The following is a 19584-nucleotide window of genomic DNA, read 5'->3' on the forward strand; positions in this document are numbered from 1 at the left end:
TATCATACAGTTGTAGGAAGTAAGAAAAAGATGCATGTATTAATGGTTGCGGCCGAAAATGACGCTTTACCAAATGCCAAAGTGGGTGGTGTTGCAGATGTACTACGAGATTGTCCCAAAGCATTAGCGGAGCTTGGCTTAACCGTTGATGTGGTTATTCCAGATTATGGTTTTACCACGTTAGAGCGTGTGCAATTAGGCACGCTCCATGTGCCCTTTGCCGGATATATCTATGATGTTCAAGTGTGGCAAGTATATGTTGATCAGCAGCAAGTCAGGCAATTAGTACTATCACATCCGTTATTTAGTCAGCACCATGGCGCTGTATACTGTAATGATGATGGTGACCGACCTTTTGCCACTGATGCCACTAAGTTTGCATTATTTAATGCTGCAGTGTGTGAAGCGCTATTGCAAGGTGTGATCACTCGTCCTGATGTGTTGCATTTGCATGATTGGCACAGCGCGTGTGTGGCGGTATTGTTAAAGTTTGATCATCGGTTTGCATCTTTTTCTTCTTTGCGCAGCGTATTTACAGTACACAATATTGCACTGCAAGGGATCCGCCCATTCAAAGGAGATGATTCAAGTTTAGAAGCATGGTTTCCGGCGTTAAGTTATAACGGCGAGATATTATGCGATCCGCGTTATCCTCATTGCTTTAATCCGATGCGCAGCGCTATCAATTTAGTTGATAAGATACATTTAGTATCTCCAAGCTACGCACAAGAAGTATTGCAAGCCAGTGAACCGCATAATGGTTTTTTTGGTGGTGAAGGCTTAGAGCGCGATTTGAATAATGCGATGGCGAACAATAAAGTCGTCGGAATATTAAATGGCTGTGAGTACACTGAGCACAACGCACAGTCAACCAGTACGCTATCACAATTATACTTTGAGATAGAGCAGGCATTGTTTGTTTGGATGGTTAAAGAAGTTAACCTGCAAAGCAGTTACTATATAGCTCATCAACGGTTACAGCAGTTCATTGAGCAGCCAGTTAAAGGGCCTTTAGTCACCAGTGTTGGACGCCTAACCGATCAAAAAGCTTTGTTACTGCGCCAACCCTACGAAAACCAGCAAGTGCTAGATGCATTGTGTGAAAAGTTAAATGAACAGCAAGGACGTATGATCATTTTAGGTTCCGGTGACACGGCCCTTGAAGATGTTATGACAGCCGCCATGGCACGAAATAGTAACTTATTATTTTTAAAGGGTTATGGTAATAGCGTTGGCGAATTACTGTATGAGTTAGGGGACTTATTCTTGATGCCTAGTTCCTTTGAGCCATGTGGTATTAGCCAAATGCTTGCTATGCGAGCAGGGCAGCCTTGCTTAGTACATCAAGTCGGTGGTTTAAAAGATACTATTACTCATTTGGAAAATGGTTTTAGCTTTAGTGGTGACACATTACAAACACAAAGCGAGGCGCTGGTAACGTGTTTTGCTAATACTCTTACTCTGAGACAAGAACAACCCAAACAATGGGATGAAATTGTCAGCAATGCTAAGGCTGCTCGCTTTACATGGTCTTATGTAGCAAAGGACTATATCAGTAAACTTTATAATTAATACTGCTATTTATCATCTTACTAGCTATAATGGATTGCAATAACATTATGATTTAGTTACTTAGTATTGTGTTTTATTTCGTAACTAACCATCAATAGTCGAGTTTAAGGGTGAAAAAGTGCAAGTATTTGTTGCGCGCCAAGCAATATTCAATCGTCAACAACATGTAGTTGCCTATGAATTATTGTTTCGTAATAGTACCAATAATTGTTTTCCAGATATTGACGAAAGCGTCGCAACAGCAAAACTGATCATGGAAAATCAGCTTAATTTTGGCACTCGACATATTACTGCTGGTAAAAAAGCACTGATTAATATCGGTCCTGATTCTTTAAAAATGGATTTATGTGCATTTTTGCCTTCGCAAGATGTGGTACTTGAGTTGCTCGAAACAATTGAGCCGACAGAAGAAAACTACCAGCTATGTCGTGCGCTGTTTCATAAAAACTTTGTGTTAGCACTTGACGATTTTGTATATGAGCCTAAGTGGGAAAGGTTTTTAAAACTTGTTAAATTAATCAAATTTGATATTCAAATAACTCCTTTGCAGCAAATTGAACCGATGATTCGACGGCTGCAAAAATACAAAAAGCTAAAGTTGCTTGCTGAAAAAGTCGAAACTATTGATGATTTTAAAATAGCTCATAAGATGGGCTTTGATTATTTTCAGGGTTATTTTTTTGCCAAGCCGGTAGTCATTCAACAAAAAGACATTGATATAAACTATGCATTAGCATTGACCATCTATGCACAAGTTATGAAAGAGCATCCTGATATCAATGCGATTGCGCGATTGTTTCAATTAGATACAGCGTTAGCATTTAAGTTATTAAGATTGATCAACAGCGGTGTGTTTCCTGTCCAAAAAGAAATAGAGTCACTCAAACAGGCTTTAGTCTATTTAGGCCATGATCATATAAAGAAGTTTGTTAGTTTGATCATTACCGCTCACGTTGGACAAACGAAACCTAACGAATTGATCAAAATGTGTATCATTCGGGCGCGATTTTGTGAGCTGATAGCGAAAAAGATAGCGCCTTCGCAAGCGAATAGTGCCTTTTTAACCGGTCTTTTTTCGTTGTTGGATGCAATATTAGATCGCCCAATGGAGCAATTACTCCTTCGTTTACCATTTCCAGAACCAATCAAAGACGCTCTAATGGAAGAAAAAAACACCCTGTATTATATCCTTGCAACAGTAAAAGCGTATGAATCAGGTAGCTGGTGGGCTATGGAGCAAGCAGTTGTATTTATTAACATAAATAGTGATTTACTGCCGAAGTTTTATCGAGATGCGCTAGACTGGTCAAACATACATAAGCACAACTAATAAGTCGAGCCCAATAATGCGTAATCAAAATATGGATGTTATTCGTGGTGTTGCTGTGCTTGGCTTAATGTACATGAATGCCTATTCCTTTGGTTTATTTGAATTTGGTTACGTACCATTACAGTCCCCGCCTTTTTCGGATCATGTTATTCAATGGGTGAGCCTTAGTGTTATTGACGGCCGCTTTCGCAGCTTATTTTGCTTACTCTTTGGTGCTGGCTTATATATTCAGTGGCAGCGTTACCAGCAGCTTGAGCAATTGCAAAAACGCTTAAAAGTATTGGCCGTGTTTGGTTTACTACATGGCTTTTTGTTGTGGGCTGGTGATATTTTGTTTATCTATGCATGCGCAGGTTGGTTGGTCATACAGTACCTTGATGCGAGTGACGAGATGTTATTAAAACGCGGTTGGCAATTTCTATCATTAGCCGCAGCGATAACGTTTTTGATAGCCTTAATTGACCCCACACTGACTATCTATCGAGATTCAGCCGATTTTTTAGCAAGTTATAATGCTTCACGAGGATCGGCATTAACTATTTTTGTCAATAATAGTGTGATGTTTATCGTGATGCTCATTGCACTTCCGCTGATCACTTTGTGGATGGCTGCAGGATTAATGCTATTCGGTATTTATGGCTATAAAAATAAACTGTTTGAGACTGGTTTAACTAAATTAAGCAAAATCAGAGTTTTGTCAATTGCGCTACTGTTAAGTGCGATTAGGATCAGTTTTGAATACCAATCTAGCTTATTTATTAGTGCATTAAAAGAACCCGTAAGCTGGTTTGCAGCATTATTCACAGCCCTATTAATTATTCATTTTGTGGTAATGCTGATGACAAAACATGACTTTCACTTTATTGCATTGCAGCGTGCAGGAAGGCTCGCATTAACTTTATATCTAATGCAAACTATTTGCTTGTTATTGTTGTTTAAAGTTTTTTATCCGCACTGGGTGCTAAGCTTTAATCATTTAGAATATTACGTATTAGTGAGTGGTTTAGTTATTTTTCAACTTAGTTTTAGTGTGATTTATTCGCGTTATTTTAAGCAAGGTCCAATGGAATTTATTTGGCGAAAGTATGCAAATGCTGCTTGAGTTGAAGCTACTGTAAATAGTGTGGTAATTTTTCACTGTCACTGCAGGTTAAAATTATCGCAAACCCATATACCGTAAAACAGAGCAATCGTTTAAGTATAAACAAACAGACTAGATGTTTGCTGTGAAAAGGCTAATTGTTGGTTTAACGGCGCTTTATACTGCGTTATTAATTTTAACAAGTGGCTTCTATTGTTTGCAATCTATGCCTTGTCTAAATCGCTTTTAAATTCAACTGAGCTCGCATCTTAAGGTGGTTTGGGTATACAATATCGGCCTTTAAAATTAATATGAATTTGGCCCATGACAGACTTAAAACGATTAAATAAATTTATTAGTGACACTGGTTTTTGTTCACGACGCGAAGCGGATAAATATATTGAAGATGGTCGTGTTACTGTCAATGGTATTCGACCGGAAATGGGTGTCAAAGTAGCATTGTCTGACACGGTACTGATTGATGGTAAGCCGCTGAAAAAAGTGCCGAAACGCGCGTACATCGCTTACAACAAACCCGTTGGTATAACCTGTACAACTGAGCGTAAAATTCAAAGTAATATCGTCAAAGCGGTTAACTACCCAGATCGTATTTTTCCAATTGGTCGCTTAGATCGCCCATCAGAAGGGTTGATTTTCCTGACAAATGAAGGAGATATCGTCAATAAAATCCTTCGTGCAGGCAATAATCATGAAAAAGAGTATGTTGTTACAGTCGACAAGCCATTAAATCGTCAGTTTGTGAATAAGATGGCAGGTGGTTTACCAATTTTAGATACAGTCACGAAAAAATGCAAAGTTACACAAACAGGACCGCAACAATTTACTATTGTATTAACGCAAGGTTTGAATCGTCAAATTCGTCGTATGTGTGAGTACTTGGGCTATGAAGTGGTCACCTTAAAACGCGTACGTATCATGAATGTCACGTTAAAAGGCTTAAATGTTGGCCAGTGGCGCCATTTAACTGAGCAAGAAATGGCTGAGATTAATAACTCGATTGCCGACTCGGGCAAAACCGAGGAGTTATCAGTGGATGAGAACAAACAATCTGCGAATATCAGCAAGCCTAAACAAGCACGCACGCCTTACAAAGATAACGATAAAAAGCGTGATTTTGCTAAGCATGTCAAACAAGGCCGTTTTGATTCTAAAAATGACCAAATTAACGCCAAACCTGCAAGAAGAAATAGCACCACTCGCACAGGCACATTAAGCCTTAAAAAATAAGATCAAATTGTAAAACCAGGAACAACATAAATTGTGCTCCTGGTTTTATTTAAACCTCAGTTATTTTGCTTTTGGCACCTCAATTTTAAATAGCACGGTATAGAGCACCGGCACTACGATTAATGTCAGCACGGTTGCAAAGCCTAAACCAAACATAATCGTCACCGCCATTGATTGGAAGAACACATCAAATAATAATGGGATCATTCCTAAAATGGTGGTGATTGCTGCCATCGCAACGGGGCGCACACGGCTTACACCGGAATCAAATACTGCTTGATAAGGCTCTTTGCCTTCACTGAGCTCAAGGTTGATCTGATCAACCAACACAATGCCATTTTTAATCAACATACCGCTTAAGCTTAATAACCCAAGTAGCGCCATAAAACTAAATGCGGCGTTCATCACTAGCAAGCCGGCGCTGACACCGATGATTGCTAAAGGTACTGTGGCCCAAATAACCAGTGGTTTTTTTACTGAGTTAAATAGCAACACAGTGACTGCAAACATCGCTAAATAGCCCAAAGGTAACGAGCCAAAAATAGCTTTTTTTGCCTTTGTTGATGATTCAAACTCACCGCCCCATTGTAATTCATAGCCATTAGGGAGTTTAATTGCTTCAATACCTGGCCTGACTCTTGAAAATAGTTTAGCGGGTGTTTCATCGCCTATTACGTCATGATCGGCCATTACTGTAATAGTACGTTTGCGATCGCGGCGCATTATTAGGCTGTCTTCCCACTGTACAACAAACTCATCCACCACTTGAGTAACTGGCACGAATACGCCTAATACTGGGCTGTATATTTGTAGGTCACGGAGGCTTTCAACATTAAGACGCTCTTGTGCCGGTGAGCGGGCAATAATGGGGATCTGTTGAGTACCATCTTTGTAAATGCCGACTTTTTTACCGGAAAAACTGGTTAATAATAGTTGGTCCAAGTCTGTTTTAGCGATACCCAGACGCCGCGCTTTTTGTTCGTTAAGTTGCGGGCGAATGAGTTTTGAGCGTTCACGCCAATCATCACGAATATTATAAGCACCGGCATCTTTTGCTAGCACTTCTTTTGCTTGTTTAGCTAATTGGCGAAGCACTACTGGATCAGCCCCCGAAAAACGCGCTTCTATTTTAGCATCAGTAGAAGGGCCTATTTCCATACGTTTTATTTTAAGCTTGGCATCAAATACATGGTTGTATTCATAGTCGCGAACTTTTGCAATCATCGTCGCCACTGCTTCGCGGTCTTTTACACGGATAATTAATTGACCATAAGCTGGGTATGATTTTTCAGGTGCGTAGGTCAACATAAACCGTGGTGCGCCTTGTCCTATCGTTGATGTTACTTCTTCGACCAGCTCATCTTTTTGTAAGAATGCTTCGAGTTTGGCGACGCCATCTAAAGTGGCATGAATATCAGCCCCTTGGGTATGCCAATAATCTACGTAAAACATTGGCGTGTTAGAAGCTGGAAAAAACGCTTGTTTAATAAACTTAAAGCCAAAAACAGAGCTAGCTAATAAAACGACCATCAACAATAAAGTGGTTTTACGAAAACGCATCGAGGTGCTTAATAAACTTTTATATAGATTAAAGATCACACCTTGATATGGATCTTCATCATGGCTTTGCTGCTTGAGCTCTGTTTCTTTGAACATTAAGTCAGCAAAGAAAGGAGTTAAGGTGATGGCAGTGATCCAGCTTAGTAATAATGAGATAAATAATACCCAAAATAAGCTGCCGGCAAATTCCCCACTAGCGTCAGAGCTTAAGCCAATTGGCGCAAATGCAGTAATCGCAATCACGGTTGCGCCAAGTAAAGGCCACTTTGTTTGCTCCACTATATTAGCCGCTGCTTTTATCTTTGTTTGCCCTCGCTTTAGGTTTATTAAAATCCCTTCGGTGACTACAATGGCATTATCAACCAACATTCCTAATGCAATGATCAGCGCACCTAAAGAGATTCGTTGTAAATCAATCGCAAACAGTTTCATGAAAATGAATGTACCTAATACGGTCAGCAATAAAATTGCCCCGATCAGTACGCCACTTTTAAAGCCCATAAAGACAAGCAGGACAACAATAACGATAGCGACAGCTTCGAGTAAGCTGATGATAAAGCCATTGACTGATTTTTCGACTTCAACAGGTTGGTTATAAACGGTATTTATTTCCATGCCATGGGGGCGTTGATATTCAAGCGATGCTAAATGCGCTTTAATGTTATCGCCTATATCCACAACGTTTACACCACTGCTAAACGATACGCCAACTAGTAAGGCTTGCTGCTGGTTAAAACGGATTACATTATTAGGTACTTCGGCGTATTCACGAAACACAGTTGCAACGTCACCGAGGTAAATCAGTTCATTTTCACCTGGTTTTGAGATCAGTAGATTTTCGAGCTCTTTTACGTCTTTGAATTCGCCTGTTGGGTGCAGTCTAATTGATTCATCGCCTACGCGTATTTTACCTGCATTCGATACGGTATTTTGTGATTGCAATAATTGATAAATTCTAGTTGGTGCAATACCAAGCTGCGCCAGCTTACGCGTCGATATTTCAACCATCACCTGTGCTTGTTGTTCACCACTGACGGTAACTTTACCTACGCCGTCAACGAGTACCAGTTCGCGCTTTAAGTAATCAACATAGTTTTTTAGTTCGTCATAAGAGTAACCATCGCCAGTGACGGCATACATTACGCCGTATACGTCGCCAAAATCATCTAAAATGGTACTTGGGTATACACCACTTGGCAGTGATGAAGCGTTATCGTTAATCTTGCGTCGTAGCTCATCCCAAATTTGTCGTAAGTCTTGTTTGCGATAGTTGCTTTTCATTTCAACGGTAATTTGTGATTTCCCTGGAGATGAAATGCTGGTTACGTAATCCACATACGGCAATTGTTGAATTGCATTTTCAATCGGAAAAGTAACTTCATCTTCTACCTGTTGTGGTGAAGCGCCAGGATATAAGGTGATCACCATGGCTTTTTTTATTGTAAATTCAGGGTCCTCAAGCTGACCAAGTCCTAAATAAGATACTACGCCACCGATTAATAGTAATAGCGCGCACATCCAACTGACGACCTTTTGTTTTATGGCAAGTTCAGCAATGCTCATTTTATAAGCCTCGCTCTTTTTGCCACGGACGTACTTGCATGCCTTCTTTAAGGTAGTGAACACCAGCCGCGACCACAGTTTGACCTTGCTCTAAACCAGCAAGCACTTCAATACCACGTCGATGTAATTGGCCAACTTCAACAGCTTGCTTTTTCACCTTGCCAGTCTGTGGATCGTATAGCCAGACATAGCTGTTATTAGTAGGCTGTGTTGGTTCAGAGAACACCGCTTCAACAGGGAGTAAAATATAGTGTGATTGCGAGTGAGTAACTTTACTTAGATCAATATCTACACTGCCGGTCATGCCTGCCAACAGGTTAAAATCCTTAGGCACAGGTAATGAAAATACCACCTTGTAAGTTAATGTGGCTGGATCTGCTTGGGTGTCGAATTCTTTAATCATTAAGGTATATGATTTATTTGGAAAACCGTCAAAAACCACGCTTGGCTGATAGTCAATGTCTTTATCAATACGGGCGATTAGTTTTTCGGGTACTTGAATGATCACATCCATTAAATCACGGGTTTCTAAGCGAAGAATGTTTTGTTTTGCTTGGATATTTTCAAAGTTTTTAACAAACACTTTGGAAACGGTGCCGCTAAAAGGGGCACGTAATTCGCTATTATCTAAGTTGGTTTTTGCAATTTTTAATGCCGACTCAGCTACCTGTTTATTGGCAAGTGCCTGATCAAGTTCGGATTGACTGGTAATTGATTTATTAAATAGTTTTTGTACGCGTTCAAGTTGCGAGTGCGCCAATTCAAAACGTGCTTTTCGCTCATCATATTGCAGTTGAAAATCTTCAGGGTCTAACTTGGCAAGGAGTTGATCTTTTTCAACATGTTGACCCGCCAATGCCGGGAACTCTAATAACTCACCGTTAACTCTAAACGCCAAATAAGAGCCTTGATTTGCCACTACTTCTGCCGGAAAACTGCGTATTGTCTGATCTGAGTTAGTATCAATTTCAAATAGTTTTACTGGACGAATAGCTTGTTCGACGTGAGTGTCGGTATTTGATTCTTTACAGGCGACTAAACTCAGTATTAATGTAGATATAATTAAAACTGGCGACAGTTTCATGGTCTTCTCCGTGGCTATGAAAACATAAATTAGGTGCAGCATACGCCGCGAACATATAAAATAAAAATTATTAAATTTTAAAAAGATCATAAATAAAATTTATGATTTTAAGTTGGACCATTATGAACTTAGTGCAGTTAAAAATGCTTGATGCCATTGTTCGCACTCAAAGCTTGTCGCAAGCTGCTTTAGCACTGTATAAATCGCAACCAGCTTTAACGTTAGCTATTAAGAAACTTGAAGCTGAGCTTGGTTTTGAATTATTAGATCGTAGCCATTATCGATTGCAATTAACTGAAAAGGGTCGTATTTATCATCGCGAAGCAGCATTATTATTAGATGCTCAGGCACATTTAGCACAACTGGCCAGTGAACTTGCACTTGGTAATGAAGCAAATTACAAAATTTGTTATGAGCAGTTATGTCACCAAGCACTGTATAACGATATTATTTGCAATGCTTTTGTTAAACATACCAGCACCGAGTTTAGTGTAACCAGCGGAAAACGCTTTGTTTCTCTTGAGCAAGTTAATAAAGGACAAGCAGACTTAGGGATTGGTCCGTGGTTTGATTTGTTTCATGCTACAGGCGATTTAGAAAGTTTACCGATTGGCAAGCTCGATATTGGTATTGTTAGTGTGACAGGATTAGTGCCAGATAAAGTAACTTATCAACAATTACAGAACTTTCCTTGTTTAGCGATGTTTGAAAGTGATATGAGTTTTGACTCTGATCGTTTATCGTATTCAAAAGGCTCTACCATGATGAAAATTGATGATATATCAACTTTAAAATCGTTTTTATTATCGGGAGCTGGCTGGGCAATGATGAGTTTAGCGCATTGTCAAAATGAACTTGAAAGTGGTGTATTACAACAAATTAAAATACTAGACAGAGAAAATACGTTTAGCGCACAGATCAGAGTATTCCGACAAAATGCCACTCATCATGGACCCGTGGCAAGAGCCGTGTGGCAAGATTTTAAGCAGTTAAGTAAAACGTTTTTAGGGTCGTAAATGCAAGCCAGTAAAGAAGACAAAATTTATACTGTGATGGCGAATATACCGCCAGGAAAAGTAGCCAGTTATGGACAAGTAGCGGCAATGGCAGGATTGCTAAATAATGCTCGGCTAGTAGGGCGGTTATTAAAGTTAATGCCAAAAGATTCAAGCATACCTTGGCATAGAGTAATCAACAGCCAAGGTAAAATTTCTTTTCCTGAAGGGACAGCGCAGTACCAAAAGCAATATCAATTACTGCAAAGTGAAGGCGTAATTTTTAAAAATGGTCGTGTTAATATGCGTCAATTTCAGTGGGACTAATTAAAAAATTTAACCGACCGTAATAATATAGCGGCTGATTGCAATATAGTGACAAACACAGCCTGCAATCACAAATACATGCCAAAGTGCGTGGCTATATTGACGACTTTTAGCACTATAAAAGAGTGTGCCGAGACTATACAAAATCCCTCCACTGAGTAACCACCATAGTGCATTTACTGGCACATTTAAATAAAGCGGGTAGACAATTGCAACTGCAAACCAACCCATTAATAAATATGTTGATAAAGACACCTTTTTGTTTTGTTTTTTCACCATTAATTTATAGCACACTCCGCCAAGTGCTAAAGACCATATAAATACCAGCGTTAAAATCGACCAAATTCCGGTTAATGAGAGTACTAAAAAAGGGGTGTAAGTGCCTGCAATCAAAATATAAATAGCACAGTGGTCACATTTTTTATAAAAAGCCCGCGCACCTATGCTGCTACTGCTGTGATAAAGCGTAGATGATAAAAACAGCAACAATAAACTACCGCCATAAATAATTGCACTGACCGTTGCTTCAATCGTGTGTATCTTGCCGGTAAGCTCCCACAATACAAACAGTGAAAATACAACGCCTGCGCCGTGAGACAAGCTATTAAGTTGCTCTTCTTTTTTAGAATAAGCGGGTTCAACCGACATCACATACTCATCGTAAAACATTAATATGGGTTTGAGTGTACAAGTGTACGCTGAAACTTTCAATGCTTATTTATTGACTATATTTTAGTATTTTTAACCACTTTGAATGGTTTTAAAATTCACATCATCAAAAGGTTATGCACTTATGTGATTTAAAGTGCATAAAAAACAATTGGTTAAAATTTATTTCGTGGTTGGCACAACCTTTGATTAAGTAATAGCGACTAACTTAATAACACAATAGGGAATACCATCATGAAAAGCATTATTAAACTATCTGTTGCAGCACTTTTGGTTGTTGGTTCTACACAAGCAAGTGCAAATGACGGTCAATTAGATATCACTCAAACGCTATCAAACAGCATTGCACATTATATTGAAAGTACGAGTGATGAATTACAAAGCAAATTAAAACAGTCATTGTTTAGTGATTCGCAAAAAATGTTAACTGAACTGCTTTCACAGCATAGTGAGCAATCAGCTAAAGTTGCGGAAAATACATCACAACTCGTTGCAACTAGCAATGCAGTAAAAGTTGAGGATTAAGGCAATGAGCAGCGAATTAGGATTATTAGCTTTAATGTTAGCACCTGTAGTGAGCTTATTAAGTGTGTATGCCTCAGTTGAATTATTACGCAACGTAGGGCAGTGGTTAAACATAGGCTAAGGGGATAGCGATAAGTAATAATCAGTAACGTTGATCTTATTTGCTGCGGTGCACGTAACGTAATGCATAGTTAAACTGATGTAGTAAGCCTTATGAAACGTGCAATCTTTCCATTACCGGTATTTATTCTACCAAGCGGGTATACGCGGTTACGTATCTTCGAACCTCGCTATCTTGATATGGTCAAAGAATCACTTAAAAATGATCATGGTTTCGTACTTTGCCAGTACGATGTTGATAGTTATCTCAACGTTCCTAAGTATGGATGCTTAGTTGATATTATTGACTTTTCACAAGATCAACAAGGACAACTATTAATTGATGTGGTGGCCAAATCTGTAGTTGAGTTAACTGATATAACTCAAGATAAACAGCAACTGCGTTTCGGTCAGCTATCTGCACCTAAAACATCTCTTTGGTTTGAACAACCTCACAACTTAGAGCGCGATGATTCATATTTAGTAACGGCACTAGAGCAGTTGTTTGCTGCTAATCTAGAGTTAACCGATTTATACCGCCAGACACACTTTGATGATCTAAACTGGGTGCTTGCAAGATGGCTTGAATTATTACCTATTTCAATTGATAAAAAACAACAGCTTGCCTTTAAATCGGACTTTGCGAATATCCACTCTTTCCTTCATACTGTGATTAATAACGAATTTTCCTAATTAATATGATCTTATTTTAGTTGCTCTGCGTATTGCACAAGCAAGAACACTAATAGGAATATTATGATGGTAAGTCAACAACTTTCAACACGTTGTGAACCTAACACAGGTAATTACACTGCCATGCCACAAACGCCAAGCAAAGAACTTGCAGATGCATTATCTGCGGTTGCAGCTAATCGTGATAAACAGGCTTTTGCTTATTTATTTGCGTACTTTTCACCGAAAATAAAACGCTTTGGTATTAAGCAATTTAATTCAGAAGCGCAAGCGATGGAATTAGTGCAAGACACCCTTACCTCAGTGTGGCGAAAAGCACATCTTTATAATAATGATAAAGGTGCAGCTACAACGTGGGTATATACCGTAATGCGTAACGCATCATTTGATATGCTCAGAAAAATGAAAAGTAACAAAGAAGACAATATTAGCGAAGATATTTGGCCGCTAGTTGAGCAACATGATAATGCCGACCATGAATTTAGTGATCATCTTGAAAACCAGCAAATCAAAAATTACCTCGATAAATTACCTCAAGCTCAACGCGATGTTGTTAAAGGCGTTTATTTTCAAGATATGTCACAAGAGCAACTTGCAGATCAATTGAATATTCCAATTGGTACTGTGAAGTCACGTTTACGTTTAGCGTTACAAAAATTACGCAATGAAATGGGAGACCGCAATGATTAAACATCACCCAAGTGATGCGCTATTAGCGCAGTATTGTAATGCGTCATTACCGGCGAGTATCAGTGTTGCTGTCGCTATTCATCTTGACATGTGTAGTTGCTGTAAAGATAAAGTGCAACGCATTGAAGCGCAAAATGCTGTAGATGTGTTTGCGCATCATAATGAACAACTGCAAACTACAGATTTAGCTATTGATGAACTATCATTACTTGATGCAATTACCGCTGACGATAGTGTTGATGATGTATATAAAGTGACGCCACAAACTATCCTTGTCAATCAGCAAAATTATCAATTGCCTCGTGCTCTTGCCCGTATTTCACATAGTAAGTTTATGCAAATGGGTAAGTTATCACGTTCTCGTATCGCTCTCGATGATGGTGCGCTACGTTCGAGTTTGCTACACATAGATGCTGGTGGGGAAATCCCTGAACATACCCACACTGGTTTTGAACTGACTTTATTACTCGATGGTGAGTTTAGTGATGAAGACGATCATTATGTGCCTGGCGACTTTATGTGGCTCGATGGTCGTCATCAACACACTCCGATCACAGAAAAAGGCTGTTTATGTTACACAGTAGTCAGTAGTGCTCTACACTTTAATAAAGGACTGAGTAAGTTACTCAATCCAATTGGCAATTTGATTTACTAGGAGTGTATATGCAGCAATCGACTATTCAAATAGGCATCAGTGCATGCCTTGCAGGTGAGAAAGTTCGGTTTGATAGTGGCCATAAAAAATCAAATTTTTGCATGGATGAATTTGCTAAACATGTTGAATATAAGCGTTTTTGTCCTGAAGTGGCGGTAGGTCTACCGATCCCAAGACCGACAATTAGACAGGTTAAAGTAGGCACAACTATTAAAGTGTGCCGTCCTGACGGCAGTGGTGATGTTGGCCCACAATTGACAGAGTACGGTAAAAAAGTTGCCACAGAGCAGGCTGCACAATTAAGCGGCTTTGTTTTTTGTGCTAAAAGTCCAAGCTGCGGCATGGAACGGATCAAAATATACAATGAAGCAGGCACCGGTAATACATCAGAAGGCGTGGGTTTTTTTGCTGCGCAAATTATGGCTCACAACCCATTGTTACCGTGTGAAGAAAATGGTCGTTTAAATGATATGCACTTGCGTGAAAACTTTGTAATGCGAGTGTTTACTTATAAAAACTGGCAATTATTGCGTCAACAACCAGCAACCCTGCATAGGTTAACGCAGTTTCATGCGCAATATAAGTATTTGTTAATGGCTCACAATTATCAGGCATATAAAGATCTTGGTAATTTACTGGGCACCTATGTTGGCGATGATTTTGAGCAGCTTGCTGACGATTATATTGCAGGTTTAATGGCAGCGCTGAAAAGACCTGCCTCACGCAAAAATAACAGCAATACTTTAATGCACTTACAAGGCTACTTTAAAAAACATTTATCCAAAATTGAAAAAGAAGAGTTACGAGATGCAATTGATGAGTATCGCTCAGGTTTAGTGCCGCTGTATGTACCGCTGACACTCTTAAAACATCATTTGAAAGTACATCCAAACGAATACTTAGCAAAGCAAGTTTACTTCAACCCTTATCCTCACGAACTTAAATTACGCTACGGAATTTAATGAACACTGTATTTTGGTTTAGGCGCGATTTGCGCCTTTTTAATAATCATGCCCTTTATCAAGCAATCGACAATGGTTGTAAAGACGCTATATTTTTTATCACTGAGCAACAATGGCAACGCCATGGTGTTGCTTCAATACAAATTGATTTGCTAAAACGAAGGTTAAACTTCTTAGGTCAGTTACTAGCTGATAATGGCATCACCTTGCATATCATTGAAGCGGGTAATTACGCAGGATGTGTGCAGCAGTTAAGCGAATTCTGCCAGCGACATTCAGTAACGCAGTTATTTGCCAATAAAGAATATGAAATTAATGAAGTTGAGCGCGATAACGCATTTTTACATCATACTGATGAACTTAAAGTATCAGTCACCTTGTTTGATGGTGACGTGGTTGCACCGCCTGGAACGGTACTGAATCAAAGTGGTGAGATGTTTAAGGTGTTCACCCCTTTTAAAAATGCCTGGCTAAAGCAATATCAAGATACTCATTTTTATTTTCAAGCCCCCCCGACAATGTTTAGCCCAATACCTTGGCAAGGTTCAGCGTTACTTACCGGTGATGATTCCTCACATAAGTGGCCAGTTGATGATGCGTCATTAAGTCAAATCTGTGCCCGCTTTATCAGCGATAAATTACTCAGTTATAAAGATCAGCGAGATATTCCAAGTATTAAAGGCACATCAGGCTTAAGTCCGTATTTAGCTTTAGGCATTGTCAGCGTTCAGCAATTAATTGCTCTTGTACAGCAACAATATGTCGATGTTTTAAGTAGCTCTAAAAGCAATTTATTTAATTGGGTCAACGAGTTAGTGTGGCGTGAGTTTTATCGTCATTTAATTGTGGCTTATCCAAAACTTAATAAATATAACAATTTTAATGAGAAATATGACCCAGTAAAGTGGCGAACTGATGAGGCTGATTTCACTGCTTGGTGTGAAGGTAAAACAGGCTACCCGCTTGTTGATGCCGCTATGAGACAGCTTATTCAAACTGGCTGGATGCATAATCGCTTACGAATGGTAGTTGCCAGTTTTCTTACCAAACACTTGTTAATTGATTGGCGTAAAGGTGAACGTTTCTTTATGCAGCATTTGATCGATGGCGATTTAGCGTCTAACAACGGCGGTTGGCAATGGGCTGCAAGTACCGGGTGCGATGCCCAGCCATACTTTAGAATATTCAACCCGATTACTCAAAGTGAGCGATTTGATCCTGATGGTGATTTTATTCGTAAATATATACCGGAGTTGGAAAATGTGCCGAATAAGCAAATTCATTTTCCACATGAATATTTAGCGAAAAGCGGCAAAGCAAAAGCAGTTTATTGGCCAGCAATCGTTGATCATAAAACGGCTCGCTTACGAGCGCTTGATGCATTTAAGGTATGATATGAGCAACCACAGAACAGATAAATTTATCGCGATATACCAAAAGCTAAGTAAAGAAAATCTACATTTACTGAGTGATATTTATGCTGCAGACATTCACTTTTCTGATCCATTGCATGAAGTCGATGGTTTAGCTGACTTACATCAATATTTTGCTAAACTTTATAGTAATGTTATTGAATGCACGTTTGATATCAGTGATGCTGTTAGTGTAGGCGATAATGCTTTTGTTTACTGGACTATGTATTATCGCCATCCAAAGCTTAGTAATGGCCAGCAAATAGCCGTAGCAGGCCATAGCAAGTTAACATTTACTGGTGACAAAATCAGCCTTCATAAAGACTACTTTGATGCTGGTGCATTACTTTATCGACATATCCCTATTCTCGGTTCAATTATTAAATACATAGATAATAAGGCAGCGGAATAATGATCACGCTTATAACAGGTGCAACATCAGGTATTGGTGAACAACTTGCGAAACTGTATGCGCAAGCCGGGGATACAGTGATCGCTTGTGGGCGTAACCAAGAAAAACTAAACGAACTTGCGCAACTAACGAATATTGAAAGTTGTCAGTTTGACGCTACTGATTTACAAGAAATACGAAGTAGCACTGTTGCTTATACGCAATTTGATCGCGTTATTCTTAATGCTGGCAATTGTGAGTATATCGATGATGCGCATAATTTTGACAGTGCATTGTTTACCCGCGTTGTTACTACTAATTTGCTTTCGATGGGTTACTGTCTTGAGGCTTTACTACCGAGGATAAAGTCCGGTGGTCAGTTGGTGATTGTCAGTTCAAGCGTAACTTATTTACCGTTACCGCGCTCACAAGCATATGGCGCATCAAAAGCTGGGGTCAGTTACTTAGCAAAAAGTTTAGCCATTGATTTAGCTGATATTGACGTAACCTTAGTGCATCCAGGCTTTGTTAAAACACCGTTGACTCAAAAAAACGATTTTCCAATGCCAATGGCAGTTACTGCAGAAAAAGCGGCAAATTATATTATCAAAGGGGTCGCTAAGCGCCGCAAAGAGGTGCATTTTCCTTATCGTTTTACCCTTATTTTAAAATGTTTACGCATGTTGCCGCTGCCAATTTGGCTCATGCTTGCAAAAGGATTAAGTCGTTGAAAGAAATAGCAATTATAGGTTCTGGAATTGCAGGATTAAGCTGCGCGCATTTGTTGCACAAAAAGTATGATATTACGGTATTTGAAAAAAACAACTACATTGGTGGGCACACCGCAACGATAGATATACAGGTTGATGGTGTTAAGCGTGCTATTGATACTGGCTTTATTGTTTTTAATGATCGCACTTACCCTTATTTTGAAAAGCTGTTAAAGCGCATCGGCGTTGAACGACAACCGACAGAAATGAGTTTTAGTGTGCATAATCAGCAAACTGGTTTTGAATATAATGGCCACACCTTTGCCAGTTTGTTTGCTCAAAAGCGCAATATATTTCGTCCGCGTTTTTGGAAGTTACTTAGTGATATTGTGCGTTTTAACACCTTGTGTAAAAAACTATATCATGACAACGACTACCAAAGTGAGCAGATGCTAGGTCAGTTGCTCGACCAACACGGTTTTAATGATTTTTTTCGTTACCATTATATTTTGCCGATGGGCGCGGCTATCTGGTCAACAAGTATTAAAGAAATGAGTAATGTTGGCGTTGAGTTTTTTGTAAAATTCTTTTTCAATCATGGCTTATTAGATATTACTAATCGTCCGCAGTGGTATGTTATTCCCGGTGGTTCAAGGGAATATATCAATCCATTGATCAGTGGTTTTAAAGATAAAATAAAATTGAACACGGATATACAGTCTATTTTTCGCACCCCGGAGCAGGTGTTGATCCGATTGAAAAATGGTACTGTTGAGCAATTTGATAAAGTGATTTTTGCTTGTCATTCTGATCAAGCTCTCGCTTTACTTGAAAACCCAAGCACAGATGAAAAAGCAATTTTATCAGCCATTCCCTACACTGAAAATTCAGTGATTTTGCATACTGACACTGCTTTGCTGCCAAAACGTAAAGCCGCATGGGCAAGTTGGAATTATCTACTTACCGATAATCTTGATAAAGCTGCTGTTGTAACTTATCAAATGAATATTTTGCAAGGCATCACAAGTAAAACGCAATTTTGTGTCACGCTTAATCACCGCGAGGGAATTGATAAAACTAAAATACTCCGAGAATTTACGTATCATCATCCAGTATTCAATAAAACGTCTATTGCTGCTCAGCAACAGAAACAGCTTATTGATGGAGCCAATAACAGTTATTTTTGTGGCGCTTATTGGTATAACGGATTTCACGAAGACGGAGTGAAAAGCGCTGTAGATGTTGCTCGCAAACTTGGGGTTGAATTTGAATAGTGCACTTTTAATCGGTGATGTTCGTCATCACCGATTAGCAATTAAAGCGCATAGCTTTAATTATCAGTTGTACATGATGTGGGTTGATCTTAATGCTCCTCAGCAACTTGATGGTGTTCACCCTTGGCTTGGAACAACAGGCTTTAAAGCACTTAAATTTAAACAATCCGATTATCTTAATCGTGATTTAGATACTCAACAACCAATCAAACAACGAGCAATTGATAAAATTGTCGAGCTGGGGATTACTGCTCCGTTTAGTAATGTTTATATGCTCGGACAGCTGCGCTGTTTTGGGGTGTATTTTAGCCCAGTTAACTTTTTCTTCTATGAAACGGCTGATGGCGATTTTCCCTATATGGTTGCTGAAGTGAGTAATACCCCCTGGAACGAGCGACACTATTACTTGGTTGATTTACACAAGAAAGTGAACTTTAAAAAGGCTTTCTCCGTATCACCATTTATGAGTTTAGATATGGATTACCACTGGAAAGTGCGTTTAACAAAGCACAATACTATGATCCATATAGAAAATAAAAAAGATAATACGCTATTATTTACTGCCAGTTTGCGTTTACAACGCCAGTCACTCAGTCGTGCTGCGGTTACTGCGTTACTGAAACGTTTTCCTGCCATGACCATCACTGTGATGAAAGGAATTTACGTACAGGCGTTTAAACTATTTTGTAAGCGAGTGCCTTTTTTAGGTCACTCAGGCAAGAATTGATAAGCTAAAATAATGAA

The 19584-nt window shown here is 39.2% G+C and carries 19 protein-coding genes; 16 read left to right on the forward strand and 3 right to left on the reverse strand.

Going from position 1 to position 19584, the window contains the following annotated elements; translation table 11 throughout:
* The first annotated feature begins 30 nt into the window (after positions 1-30).
* The 4 genes from H5201_RS09940 to rluF all read left to right on the forward strand — a co-directional run bounded on the left by H5201_RS09940 (position 31) and on the right by rluF (position 5231).
* Positions 31-1572 carry a glycogen synthase gene (locus tag H5201_RS09940; RefSeq protein WP_182718647.1) on the forward strand — a complete coding sequence of 514 codons (1542 nt, stop codon included), beginning with the start codon at positions 31-33 and terminating at the stop codon, positions 1570-1572.
* A 118-nt stretch (positions 1573-1690) separates the two neighbouring features.
* Positions 1691-2902 carry an EAL and HDOD domain-containing protein gene (locus tag H5201_RS09945; protein ID WP_182718648.1) on the forward strand — a complete coding sequence of 404 codons (1212 nt, stop codon included), beginning with the start codon at positions 1691-1693 and terminating at the stop codon, positions 2900-2902.
* Positions 2903-2918: 16 nt separating this feature from the next.
* Positions 2919-4004 carry a DUF418 domain-containing protein gene (locus tag H5201_RS09950; RefSeq protein ID WP_259398509.1) on the forward strand — a complete coding sequence of 362 codons (1086 nt, stop codon included), beginning with the start codon at positions 2919-2921 and terminating at the stop codon, positions 4002-4004.
* Positions 4005-4307: 303 nt separating this feature from the next.
* Positions 4308-5231: a 23S rRNA pseudouridine(2604) synthase RluF gene (rluF, locus tag H5201_RS09955; RefSeq protein ID WP_182767903.1), complete on the forward strand. Its 924-nt coding sequence runs from the start codon at positions 4308-4310 to the stop codon at positions 5229-5231.
* A 60-nt stretch (positions 5232-5291) separates the two neighbouring features.
* Here the strand turns inward: rluF and H5201_RS09960 are convergent, their stop codons facing one another.
* Together H5201_RS09960 and H5201_RS09965 are read right to left on the reverse strand one after the other, a co-directional pair.
* Positions 5292-8354, reverse strand: a complete 3063-nt coding sequence (locus H5201_RS09960) for an efflux RND transporter permease subunit (protein ID WP_145235895.1) — start codon at positions 8352-8354, stop codon at positions 5292-5294.
* Between the two features lies 1 nt (position 8355).
* Positions 8356-9438: an efflux RND transporter periplasmic adaptor subunit gene (locus tag H5201_RS09965; protein ID WP_145235892.1), complete on the reverse strand. Its 1083-nt coding sequence runs from the start codon at positions 9436-9438 to the stop codon at positions 8356-8358.
* 122 nt (positions 9439-9560) lie between these two features.
* Between H5201_RS09965 and H5201_RS09970 the strand changes: the two genes are divergently transcribed.
* Both H5201_RS09970 and H5201_RS09975 read left to right on the forward strand, forming a co-directional pair.
* Positions 9561-10454 carry a LysR family transcriptional regulator gene (locus H5201_RS09970; RefSeq protein ID WP_145235888.1) on the forward strand — a complete coding sequence of 298 codons (894 nt, stop codon included), beginning with the start codon at positions 9561-9563 and terminating at the stop codon, positions 10452-10454.
* Entirely contained in the window at positions 10455-10760 is a 306-nt protein-coding gene (locus H5201_RS09975) for an MGMT family protein (RefSeq protein ID WP_145235885.1), read from the forward strand. It abuts the gene before it with no gap.
* 9 nt (positions 10761-10769) lie between these two features.
* On the opposite strand, the gene H5201_RS09980 is transcribed toward H5201_RS09975, so the two are convergent.
* Positions 10770-11408, reverse strand: coding sequence for a hemolysin III family protein (locus tag H5201_RS09980; protein WP_182740059.1), 639 nt, complete (start codon positions 11406-11408; stop codon positions 10770-10772).
* 255 nt (positions 11409-11663) lie between these two features.
* Between H5201_RS09980 and H5201_RS09985 the strand changes: the two genes are divergently transcribed.
* From H5201_RS09985 to H5201_RS10030, 10 genes are all read left to right on the forward strand, one after another.
* The gene (locus H5201_RS09985; RefSeq protein ID WP_149980170.1) at positions 11664-11954 is read left to right on the forward strand and encodes a hypothetical protein; all 291 of its coding nucleotides are present in this window, start codon (positions 11664-11666) and stop codon (positions 11952-11954) included.
* A 213-nt stretch (positions 11955-12167) separates the two neighbouring features.
* A complete protein-coding gene (locus H5201_RS09990; protein WP_182784498.1) occupies positions 12168-12746 on the forward strand; it encodes an LON peptidase substrate-binding domain-containing protein in 579 nt (192 codons plus the stop codon).
* A 66-nt stretch (positions 12747-12812) separates the two neighbouring features.
* On the forward strand, positions 12813-13436 hold the full coding sequence (locus tag H5201_RS09995; protein WP_182740069.1) for a sigma-70 family RNA polymerase sigma factor: 624 nt from the start codon (positions 12813-12815) through the stop codon (positions 13434-13436).
* Positions 13429-14091, forward strand: coding sequence for a ChrR family anti-sigma-E factor (locus H5201_RS10000; RefSeq protein WP_182761711.1), 663 nt, complete (start codon positions 13429-13431; stop codon positions 14089-14091). Before H5201_RS09995 ends, H5201_RS10000 begins: the two co-directional genes overlap by 8 nt.
* Before the next feature lie 8 nt (positions 14092-14099).
* Positions 14100-15053 (forward strand): DUF523 and DUF1722 domain-containing protein, encoded by a 954-nt coding sequence (locus H5201_RS10005; protein WP_145235868.1) that lies wholly within the window; start codon positions 14100-14102, stop codon positions 15051-15053.
* Positions 15053-16447 carry a deoxyribodipyrimidine photo-lyase gene (gene phrB, locus H5201_RS10010; protein ID WP_182784500.1) on the forward strand — a complete coding sequence of 465 codons (1395 nt, stop codon included), beginning with the start codon at positions 15053-15055 and terminating at the stop codon, positions 16445-16447. The genes H5201_RS10005 and phrB overlap by 1 nt, the downstream gene beginning before the upstream one ends.
* A 1-nt stretch (position 16448) precedes the next feature.
* Positions 16449-16877 (forward strand): nuclear transport factor 2 family protein, encoded by a 429-nt coding sequence (locus H5201_RS10015; protein WP_145235859.1) that lies wholly within the window; start codon positions 16449-16451, stop codon positions 16875-16877.
* On the forward strand, positions 16877-17587 hold the full coding sequence (locus H5201_RS10020) for an SDR family NAD(P)-dependent oxidoreductase (RefSeq protein WP_182718654.1): 711 nt from the start codon (positions 16877-16879) through the stop codon (positions 17585-17587). Before H5201_RS10015 ends, H5201_RS10020 begins: the two co-directional genes overlap by 1 nt.
* Positions 17584-18840 carry an NAD(P)/FAD-dependent oxidoreductase gene (locus H5201_RS10025; RefSeq protein WP_182784502.1) on the forward strand — a complete coding sequence of 419 codons (1257 nt, stop codon included), beginning with the start codon at positions 17584-17586 and terminating at the stop codon, positions 18838-18840. The genes H5201_RS10020 and H5201_RS10025 overlap by 4 nt, the downstream gene beginning before the upstream one ends.
* Positions 18833-19567: a DUF1365 domain-containing protein gene (locus H5201_RS10030; RefSeq protein ID WP_149980176.1), complete on the forward strand. Its 735-nt coding sequence runs from the start codon at positions 18833-18835 to the stop codon at positions 19565-19567. Before H5201_RS10025 ends, H5201_RS10030 begins: the two co-directional genes overlap by 8 nt.
* The last annotated feature ends 17 nt before the right edge of the window (positions 19568-19584 follow it).

The sequence above is a fragment of the Pseudoalteromonas sp. SG43-6 genome, assembly GCF_014164365.1.
In the GTDB taxonomy this organism is placed as follows: Bacteria; Pseudomonadota; Gammaproteobacteria; order Enterobacterales; family Alteromonadaceae; genus Pseudoalteromonas; species Pseudoalteromonas rhizosphaerae.

Coding starts and splice junctions, on each gene's coding strand:
- H5201_RS09965 (WP_145235892.1), bottom strand. CDS start 9,438: ATGAAACTGTCGCCAGTTTTAATTATATCTACATTAATACTGAGTTTA.
- H5201_RS10020 (WP_182718654.1), top strand. CDS start 16,877: ATGATCACGCTTATAACAGGTGCAACATCAGGTATTGGTGAACAACTT.
- H5201_RS09990 (WP_182784498.1), top strand. CDS start 12,168: ATGAAACGTGCAATCTTTCCATTACCGGTATTTATTCTACCAAGCGGG.
- H5201_RS09975 (WP_145235885.1), top strand. CDS start 10,455: ATGCAAGCCAGTAAAGAAGACAAAATTTATACTGTGATGGCGAATATA.
- H5201_RS10015 (WP_145235859.1), top strand. CDS start 16,449: ATGAGCAACCACAGAACAGATAAATTTATCGCGATATACCAAAAGCTA.
- H5201_RS09980 (WP_182740059.1), bottom strand. CDS start 11,408: ATGTCGGTTGAACCCGCTTATTCTAAAAAAGAAGAGCAACTTAATAGC.
- H5201_RS10005 (WP_145235868.1), top strand. CDS start 14,100: ATGCAGCAATCGACTATTCAAATAGGCATCAGTGCATGCCTTGCAGGT.
- H5201_RS09995 (WP_182740069.1), top strand. CDS start 12,813: ATGGTAAGTCAACAACTTTCAACACGTTGTGAACCTAACACAGGTAAT.
- H5201_RS09970 (WP_145235888.1), top strand. CDS start 9,561: ATGAACTTAGTGCAGTTAAAAATGCTTGATGCCATTGTTCGCACTCAA.
- rluF (WP_182767903.1), top strand. CDS start 4,308: ATGACAGACTTAAAACGATTAAATAAATTTATTAGTGACACTGGTTTT.
- H5201_RS09940 (WP_182718647.1), top strand. CDS start 31: ATGCATGTATTAATGGTTGCGGCCGAAAATGACGCTTTACCAAATGCC.
- phrB (WP_182784500.1), top strand. CDS start 15,053: ATGAACACTGTATTTTGGTTTAGGCGCGATTTGCGCCTTTTTAATAAT.
- H5201_RS09960 (WP_145235895.1), bottom strand. CDS start 8,354: ATGAGCATTGCTGAACTTGCCATAAAACAAAAGGTCGTCAGTTGGATG.
- H5201_RS09950 (WP_259398509.1), top strand. CDS start 2,919: ATGCGTAATCAAAATATGGATGTTATTCGTGGTGTTGCTGTGCTTGGC.
- H5201_RS09985 (WP_149980170.1), top strand. CDS start 11,664: ATGAAAAGCATTATTAAACTATCTGTTGCAGCACTTTTGGTTGTTGGT.
- H5201_RS10000 (WP_182761711.1), top strand. CDS start 13,429: ATGATTAAACATCACCCAAGTGATGCGCTATTAGCGCAGTATTGTAAT.